Origin of the sequence: Mycobacterium sp., assembly GCF_032159565.1 — a bacterium.
GTDB lineage: Bacteria > Actinomycetota > Actinomycetes > Mycobacteriales > Mycobacteriaceae > Mycobacterium.
In genome coordinates, this window is the sequence record NZ_JAVHWR010000050.1 from 1 (window position 1) to 8,330 (window position 8,330).

Annotated in this window: 8 protein-coding genes; 7 read left to right on the top strand and 1 reads right to left on the bottom strand. The window is 68.0% G+C overall.

What is annotated here, in order from left to right; genetic code table 11:
• From QOC76_RS06725 to ddaH, 3 genes are all read left to right on the top strand, one after another.
• Nucleotides 1-511: amino acid permease (locus QOC76_RS06725; RefSeq protein ID WP_526355477.1), on the top strand; the 511-nt coding region annotated here is incomplete at its 5' end.
• Nucleotides 508-1,785: a uracil-xanthine permease family protein gene (locus QOC76_RS06730; RefSeq protein WP_526355479.1), complete on the top strand. Its 1,278-nt coding sequence runs from the start codon at nucleotides 508-510 to the stop codon at nucleotides 1,783-1,785. The genes QOC76_RS06725 and QOC76_RS06730, both read left to right, overlap by 4 nt.
• Nucleotides 1,785-2,624 carry a dimethylargininase gene (gene ddaH, locus QOC76_RS06735; protein ID WP_526355481.1) on the top strand — a complete coding sequence of 280 codons (840 nt, stop codon included), beginning with the start codon at nucleotides 1,785-1,787 and terminating at the stop codon, nucleotides 2,622-2,624. The genes QOC76_RS06730 and ddaH overlap by 1 nt, the downstream gene beginning before the upstream one ends.
• On the opposite strand, the gene QOC76_RS06740 is transcribed toward ddaH, so the two are convergent.
• Complete coding sequence (locus tag QOC76_RS06740; RefSeq protein ID WP_526355483.1) at nucleotides 2,566-3,741, bottom strand: acyl-CoA dehydrogenase family protein; 1,176 nt, start codon at nucleotides 3,739-3,741, stop codon at nucleotides 2,566-2,568. The two genes, ddaH and QOC76_RS06740, sit on opposite strands and share 59 nt — an antisense overlap.
• 59 nt (nucleotides 3,742-3,800) lie before the next feature.
• Between QOC76_RS06740 and QOC76_RS06745 the strand changes: the two genes are divergently transcribed.
• The 4 genes from QOC76_RS06745 to QOC76_RS06760 all read left to right on the top strand — a co-directional run bounded on the left by QOC76_RS06745 (nucleotide 3,801) and on the right by QOC76_RS06760 (nucleotide 8,166).
• Nucleotides 3,801-4,994 (top strand): NAD(P)/FAD-dependent oxidoreductase, encoded by a 1,194-nt coding sequence (locus QOC76_RS06745; RefSeq protein WP_526355485.1) that lies wholly within the window; start codon nucleotides 3,801-3,803, stop codon nucleotides 4,992-4,994.
• Nucleotides 4,991-5,335, top strand: a complete 345-nt coding sequence (locus tag QOC76_RS06750) for a cupin domain-containing protein (RefSeq protein WP_526355487.1) — start codon at nucleotides 4,991-4,993, stop codon at nucleotides 5,333-5,335. Before QOC76_RS06745 ends, QOC76_RS06750 begins: the two co-directional genes overlap by 4 nt.
• 107 nt (nucleotides 5,336-5,442) lie before the next feature.
• The gene (locus tag QOC76_RS06755; protein WP_526355489.1) at nucleotides 5,443-6,879 is read left to right on the top strand and encodes an FAD-binding oxidoreductase; all 1,437 of its coding nucleotides are present in this window, start codon (nucleotides 5,443-5,445) and stop codon (nucleotides 6,877-6,879) included.
• Nucleotides 6,880-6,918: 39 nt separating this feature from the next.
• Nucleotides 6,919-8,166 carry an HNH endonuclease signature motif containing protein gene (locus QOC76_RS06760; RefSeq protein WP_526355491.1) on the top strand — a complete coding sequence of 416 codons (1,248 nt, stop codon included), beginning with the start codon at nucleotides 6,919-6,921 and terminating at the stop codon, nucleotides 8,164-8,166.
• Nucleotides 8,167-8,330 lie beyond the last annotated feature (164 nt).

The window sequence follows — 8,330 nt, forward strand, 5'->3', positions numbered from 1 at the left end:
CTCGGGCATCGAACCGGTGGTCCGGGCCGGGGCGGCGGTCGCGGCGCTGGGTTCGTTGTTGTCGCTGATCCTCGGAGTGTCGAGGACGACGCTCGCGATGGCCCGCGATCGCCACCTGCCACACGCGCTTGCCTCGGTGCATCCGCGCTTCGCGGTCCCGCATCGCGCCGAGTTGGCCGTGGGCGCCGTCGTCGCACTGGTCGCCGCGGTGGCCGATGTGCGCGGGGCGATCGGCTTCTCGGCGTTCGCCGTGCTGGTCTACTACGCGATCGCCAACGCGTCGGCGATGACATTACGTCCAGCACTGGAGCCGGAAGGCCAGCGACGTCCAGCACTGGAGCCGGAAGGCCGGCGACGTCGAGTGTTGGGGCGCAGGCTCATTCCCGCGATCGGCTTGGCCGGCTGCGTGCTGCTGGCCGTCATGCTGCCGATCACGTCGGTGCTCGTCGGCGCCGGTGTTGTGCTTATCGGCGCGCTCGGCTACTGGTTGCGGCGACAATATTCCTCGTGATCCCGCTGACCTGGAAGCAAGTAGACGCCCGAGCCGACCCTGACTTCGTCGTGGCACCCGACGAGCGACTGGACTGGGCCCGCACCATCGGGATCGGGGCCCAGCACGTCGTCGCGATGTTCGGCGCCACGTTTCTGGTGCCGGTGCTCACCGGCTTCCCGCCCGCGACCACCCTGTTGTTCTCCGGCGTCGGCACGGTGCTGTTCCTGATCATCACCGGCAACCGGCTGCCCAGCTACCTCGGCTCGAGCTTCTCGGTGATCGCGCCCGTCACGGCGGCGACTGCCTCGCACGGCACGGGCAGCGCGCTTGGCGGGTTGGTGGCCGTCGGCGCCGCGCTGGTCGTCATCGGCCTGGTGGTGCACCTCGTCGGAACCCATTGGATCGACGTCGCGCTGCCGCCCGTCGTCACCGGCGCGATCGTCGCGTTGATCGGTTTCAATCTCGCGCCCGCGGCCAAGGCGAACTTCGAGAAGGGCCCACTGCTCGGGCTGGTCACCCTGGTTCTGCTCGTCGCCACGCTGGCGTTCTTCCGCGGCATCATCGGCAGGCTCGCGATCTTCCTCGCCGTGGTCGCGGGGTATGTGCTGGCACTGATCCTCGGCGACGTCGACACGTCGGGAATCGCCGCGGCGCCGTGGATCGGGCTGCCCGAGTTTCACGCACCCACCTTCACCGTGGCGGTGCTGCCGATGTTCTTGCCCGCCGTGATCGCGCTTGTCGCCGAGAACATCGGGCATGTGAAGTCCGTCGGCCAGATGACGGACACGGACGTCGACCCCTTGATGGGCCGGGCGCTGGCCGCCGACGGCGTCGCCACCACGCTCGCCGGTTTCGGCGGCGGTTCGGCCACCACCACGTACGCGGAGAACATCGGCGTGATGGCCGCGACGCGCATCTACTCGACGGCCGCGTACTGGGTGGCCGCCGCGGTGGCGATCGCACTGTCGTTGTGTCCCAAGGTCGGCGCCACGATCTCAGCCGTGCCGCCGGGCGTGCTCGGCGGGGCCACCGTCGTGCTCTACGGGCTGGTCGGCATCCTCGGCGTGCGGATCTGGTTGACCAACGGCGTCGACTTCGGCAAGCCGCTGAACCAGATGACCGCGGCCATCCCGTTGATCATCGGCATCGCCGACTTCACCTGGCAGCTGGGTGATTTGACGTTCACCGGTATCGCGCTCGGCTCCATCGCCGCACTCGTCGTCTACCACGGCATGCGGCTGCTCGGCCTACGCGCGTCGAAGGCGGCAGATCCCACCCCGGCGGAGCAGTGATGTCGGCCCGCCACGCGCTGGTGCGCCGGCCGTCACCTCGGCTCGACGTCGGCCTCATCACCCACATCGACCGCAGCGACGATGTGAACGTCGAACTCGCACAACGGCAATGGGAGGCTTACGTCGCGGCGTTTCACGGCGCGGGCTGGACCACACACGAGGTGCCCGCCGCACCGGAGTGTCCCGACTCGGTGTTCGTCGAAGACACCATGGTCGTGTACGCAGATCTGGCGGTCATCGGCCGTCCCGGGGCCGACGAGCGGTGGCCCGAGATCTCCGCGGCCGAGGACGCGGTCAGCGCGCAGGGTTATCGAGTTGTGCGGATCGAAGCACCCGGCACCCTCGACGGCGGCGACGTGTTGAAGCACGACGGCACCGTATGGGTCGGCGCGGGCGGTCGCACCAATGCCGAGGGAATCGCGCAGCTGACGGCGCACCTCGTGCCGTTCGGTGTCGGCGTGGTGACGGTGCCCGTATCGAAGGCACTGCACCTGAAGTCGGCAGTCACCGCCCTCCCTGACGGCACGATCGTCGGCTACGAAGCCGTCATCGACGACCCGGGCGTCTGGGGGGAGACGTTTCTCGCCGTTCCAGAGGAGCCGGGCGCACATGTCGTCCTCCTCGACAACGACACGCTGCTGATGTCCTCGGCGGCTCCGCGGACGGCAAAGCTCTTCGAGGAGCGCGGTTACCGTGTGGTCGGCGTCGACGTCTCCGAGTTCGAGAAGCTGGAGGGGTGTGTCACCTGTCTGTCCGTCCGCCTCCGCGGCCGTCCGGACGTCACCGGCCCTCCAGCACCGCCTCCGGCCCGCGGTTCATCATCTGGCGAGCCACGATGATCCGCTGAATCTCGCTGGCGCCCTCCCAGATCCGTTCGACGCGTAGCTCGCGGAACATCCGCTCGGCGACGTTCTCACGCATGTAGCCGCGGCCGCCGAACACCTGCACGGCGCGGTCGGCGACCCGTCCCGCCATCTCCGAGCAGTACAGCTTGGCCATCGAGGCCTGGCCGTGCAGGATCCTGCGGTCGCGTCCCGCGTCGATGGACCGGGCCACCTCGTAGAGCATCGTGCGCGCGGCGAAGAGTTCGGTCGCGCTGTCGGCCAGCATGCCCGCCACGAACTGGTACTCACCCAGCGGCTTGCCGCCGACTTCGCGTGTCCGCGCGAACGCCGTCATCTCGTCGACGAGGCGCTGCGCCGCGCCAACGCAGCGCGACGCCACCATCATCCGTTCGAACCGGAACCAGTCCTGGGTGAAGGTCATCGGTTCGCCCTCGCCTCCGACGAGATGCGACGCTGGCACCCGGACGTCGTTGAACGCGACGATCGGATGCTCGTCGGCGATGTTGTGCGAATAATGTGGTGTGCGAACGACTTCCATCCCCGGCCACGGCACGTCGACCACCAGCAGCACATGGTCGCCCGCGTGCTCACCGGTCGTGAGCACCGCCTCGACGAAGACGTAGTCGGCGAGGTTGAACGACGTCACGTGCCACTTGGTCCCGTTGATCACGTACTCGTCGCCGTCCCGGCGCGCGGTAGTCTGCAGCTCTGAGACATCCGAGCCGGCGAACTCCTCGGTGATCGCATACGCCTCGTGTTTCTCACCCCGCACAGACGGCAGCAGCCAGCGCTCGCGGTGATAGTCGGTGGCCACGTCGGGCCACCACTGTGGCGGCGTCGCCATCACCCAGGCGAGGCCGTTGGTGACCCGGCCACACTGCTCCTGTACGAGCACCTGCTGCAAGGCTGTGCAGCCATGACCGCCCACCGACTTCGGCATGTTCGTGGCGTACAGGCCGAGCTCGATCGCCCGCCTCGAATGCTCGGCCGTCAGCTCCTTCGGCAGCAGGCCGCCTGCGAGCTCGGCCTCCACCTCGTGCGGCATTAACGACTCCACGAAGGCCCGCGCCGTATCGCGGATAGCCAGATCTTCCTCCGAGAGTCCGTACATCCGGTGACCCCGCTTCTCGCTCTTGACTGAGCGTTCAGTCTATGCCAGCGTTCCACAGTATGACCAGTGCTGACGTCGTAGTGGTGGGTGGCGGAACGGTCGGAGGGTGGACGGCGGTCCAGCTCGCGGAGCGCGGCGTGAAACGCGTGGTCCTGATTGAGAAGAACACGCTGGGCGACGGTGCAAGCAGCCGTGCGGCGGGCATGGTGCGCGCCCAGGGCGGCACCGAAGCCGCCATCGTGCTCGGCATGCGGAGCCAGGATTTCTATGCCGCGAGCGGCGACCGGTTCCCGCTCGACTGCGGCTTCGTCGCCCAGGGCTACCTGATGCCATGCTTCAGCGACGCCGAGGTGGCGCAGGCCCACGACCGCATCGCGCTGCAACGCAAGCTCGGGCTCGACGTCGAGTGGTGGTCCGCCGCCGACGTCGACGACCGCAATACGGGCATCGCGCCCGGCGCCACCCTCGGCTCGTCGTACGCGCCCGGTGACGGATACATCGACGCACCGCGCAACGTGCTGGCCTACACCGCGGCGCTGACGGCGCATCGGGTCGACGTCCGGGAGCGCTGCCGGTTCACCGGACTGCGCACCGCGGGCGGCCGGGTGGTCGGCGTCGACACCTCCGCCGGCCCGATCGACACCGAACGCGTCGTGCTCACCGGCGGCCCCAAGCTCGCCGAAGTCGGTGCGACGGCGGGTGCCCGAGTGCCCGCGGGCGGTGCCCGCCACCAGGTGGTGGTGACCGCGCCGGTGTCGGCGTTCGACGTGCACGAGGTGCCGATGGTGTTCGACCTTCCGTCCGGAATCTATTGGCGGCCAGGTGAAGCCGGAGGCCTGCTCTGGGGCATGAGCAATCCCGACGAGGCGCCGGGGGTCGCGGCCGATTTCGACGAGACCTACTACCAGAAGGCCCGCGACCGGATCGAGGAACTGCTTCCCGGCCTGAAGGGACTCGGCCTGCGCAGGACGTGGGCGGCGACGATCGACTACACCCCCGACCATCTGCCGATCCTCGGCCCGCTGCTGACCGACGACGGCCCGGTCGACGGCACGGTGGTCGCCAGCCCCGCGGGGCACGGCATGATGTGGGGCCCCGCGGTCGCCGAGGTGGCCGCCGACCTGACGATGACCGGCCGGTGCGACTGGCTCGACCTGACCGATCTCGGACTCGACCGCTTCGACGCCGACGGCAACAGCCGGCTTGCGCCCGAACCGATTTCACTTCCCTTCCCAGAGAAAGCAGCACTGTGAACACTATCGATACCGCACTACTCGCCAAGGCCGCCGACGCAGAACTCGAGGACTGGGGACCGCTGTCCGAAGCGACCGGTGATTCCATGGCGACACACGGGCTCGAAATGTGGGTCGACGGCGAGAAGTCGGCAGGTGTCTGGCAATGCACACCGGGACCCTCCTACTGGGTGCAGGACGAGAACGAGGTCATCTACCTGTTGTCCGGCCGGATGACCGTGACGCCCGAAGGCGGCGAGTCCGCGGAAGTGAAGGCCGGCGATATCGCGGTGTTCCCGGTCGGCTGGAAGGGCACCTGGGACATCCACGAGACCGTGCGAAAGGTTTACTCCATCTTCTGATCTCGTATCGATTCGGTCACCGTCGCGCATCATGTTGCGCGCCGCCGTGGTTTCGGTGGTCCCGTAGCCGACACTTCCCGATGTGACCGAATCGCGGGAGCTCGACGTTGGCGCGTGAGATCTCCCGCCAGACGTTCCTGCGGGGTGCCGCGGGAGCATTGGCCGCAGGCACGGTTTTCGGCTCGGTACGGGCCGCCGCCGATCCGATCGCCACCGGCTGGGAAACCCTGTCCACCGCCATCGGCAACCCGGTTCTACTTCCGGACAATGGCCAATTCGCCACGGCGAAGCAGGTTTTCAACACCAACTACAACGGCTCTACGCCAGCGGCCATCGTCACTCCGACATCGGCGGCGGACGTTCAGAAGGCGATGGCGTTCGCTACTGCCAATAAACTCAAGGTCGCTCCGCGCAGTGGCGGGCATTCCTACATAGGCGCGTCAACGGCGAATGGCGCGATGGTGTTCGACCTGCGTCAGCTGCCCGGCGGAATCAACTACGACGCCGCCAGCGGGCGGGTCACGGCGACGCCCGCGACCAGTTTGTGGGATCTGCACCAAACGCTGGCCGCGGCGGGCAGGGGCATCCCGACCGGCATCTGCCCGACAGTCGGGGCTGCCGGGCACGCCCTTGGCGGCGGACTCGGCGCCCAGTCCCGGCATGCGGGTCTGCTCTCCGACGCGCTGACGTCGGCATCGGTGGTATTGCCAGGGGGCCAGGCGGTCACGGCGTCTGCCGCCGAGAACCCTGAATTGTTCTGGGCGTTGCGGGGCGGCGGCGGGGGCAACTTCGGGGTGACGACCTCGCTGACCTTTTCCACCTTCCCCATCGCGGACGCCGACGTCGTGAACGTCCATTTCCCGACGGAGTCGTTCGCGCAGGTTCTGGTCGGTTGGCAGAACTGGTTGCGGACCGCCGATCGGAACAGCTGGGCACTTGCGGACAGCACCACCGACGCGACGGGTACGCACTGCCGCATCATGGCGACCTGCCCGGCCGGGTCGGGCAACAGCGTCGCGAATGCCGTCACCTCAGCCGTCGGGGTGCAACCGACCGGGACCGATGTGCAGACGTTCAACTATCTGGATCTGACGAAGTATCTGGCAGGCAACAATCTCAACCCGGCCCCGCTGGGATACGTCGGCGGGTCAGACGTTTTCCGGACCATCGACGCGGGCGCAGCACAGGGCATCGCCGCGGCGGTCAACGCCTTTCCTTCGGGAGCGGGCCGCATGTTGGCGATCATGCACACCCTTGACGGGGCGCTGGCCACTGTGGCGCCGGGGGCCACCGCATTTCCGTGGCGCGGGCAGTCCGCGCTGGTGCAGTGGTACATCGAGCCGGCAGGCCCTCCGTCGGCGGCCGTCAACTGGCTCAACACGGCACACCAAGCGGTGCAACGGTATTCGGTCGGCGGCTATGTGAACTATGTGGAGGCGAACCAGCCGCCGTCGCGGTACTTCGGACCGAATCTATCCAAGCTCAGCGCCGTACGGCAGAAATACGATCCCGGACGGGTGATGTTCTCCGGGCTGAACATCTAACGCAAGTTTTTGTCGTACCCCCCTGCTTTGATGGGGGTCATGTCCTCGCCGGCACCGTCTTTCGTTCCCTCGCCGCCTCGTGCGGCGCGGCTGGAGGTGTTGTTCGAGGAGTTGTCGGAGTTAGCCGGTCAGCGCAACGCCATCGATGGGCGCATCGTGGAGATCGCCGCGGAGATGGAGCGCGACGAGCTGTGCGGTTCTACGGGTGCGCGGTCGGTGGCGGCGTTGGTGGCATGGAAGATCGGCACCTCGCCGAGCAACGCGCACACCATCACCACTGTGGCGAACCGGCTCGACGAGTTCCCCCGCTGCACGCAAGCGATGCGGGAGGGCCGACTGTCACTGGATCAGGTCGGCGTGATCGCCGAGCGGGCAGCCCACGGTTCAGATGAGCACTACGCGGCGAAGGCCGAGGTCGCCACGGTCGCCCAGCTGCGCACCGCGATCAAGCTCGAACCGCGCCCTGACCCCGACCCGCAGCCCCACCGGCAGCGCTCGATCACCAAAACCAGCGACGGGCAGGCCACCACGTTCCGGATCACCCTGCCCAAGCTGGACGCGGCGAAATTCGATGCCGCGCTGCAGTCGCATCAGGATGCGCTGATCGCCGAGTGGAAACGCGACCACGACGACGAGCGGCGCTCACCGAACCGGCCGCCGCTGCCCGGCGCTCTCGATGCGTTCATGCGGCTGGTCGAGGCCGGCTGGGACACCGACGCCGCCGCCCGCCCGCACGGTCAGCACACCACCGTGGTGGTGCATGTCGAGGTGACAGACCGCGTCGCTGGTCTGCATCTGGGGCCGCTGCTCACCGACGCCGAACGCCAATACGTCACCTGTGATGCCACCTGCGAAGTCTGGTTTCAACGCCACGGGCAACCCATCGGCGCCGGCCGTACGACGCGGGTGATCAACCGCCGGCTCCGCCGTGCCCTCGAACACCGCCACCCCACCTGCGCCGTCCCCGGCTGCGGGGCCACCCGCGGCCTGCACGCCCACCACATCCGACACTGGGAAGACGGCGGCGCCACCGACCTGGGCAACCTGGTGCTGGTCTGCCCCTTCCATCACCGGCTACACCATCGAGGCATCATCGCCATCGCCGGACCCCCGCACAACCTGACCGTCACCGACAACGCAGGCCGAGTTCTGAGCTCTGCACCACTGGCGCGACCACCGACGAAACCCCCGCCCGCCGTCCCACCGTGCCCCGGCTCCAGCGGCGAACGCGCCGACTGGTGGTGGTACGAACCATTCCAACCGCGACCACCACTATCCAACACCTGATATGTAGAGAATCTTGTCAAGGGGGCATGGGGAGGCGCCGTCGGGGAGCTAACCCGCCGGCGCCTCTTTGCTTTCTCGCGAGTCCGTGTGGTGAGCGTGTCGGTTGGCGACGCGCGGTCAGACTGATATGCGCGGGTTGGCTACCGCAGGACGGGGTTTCGGCT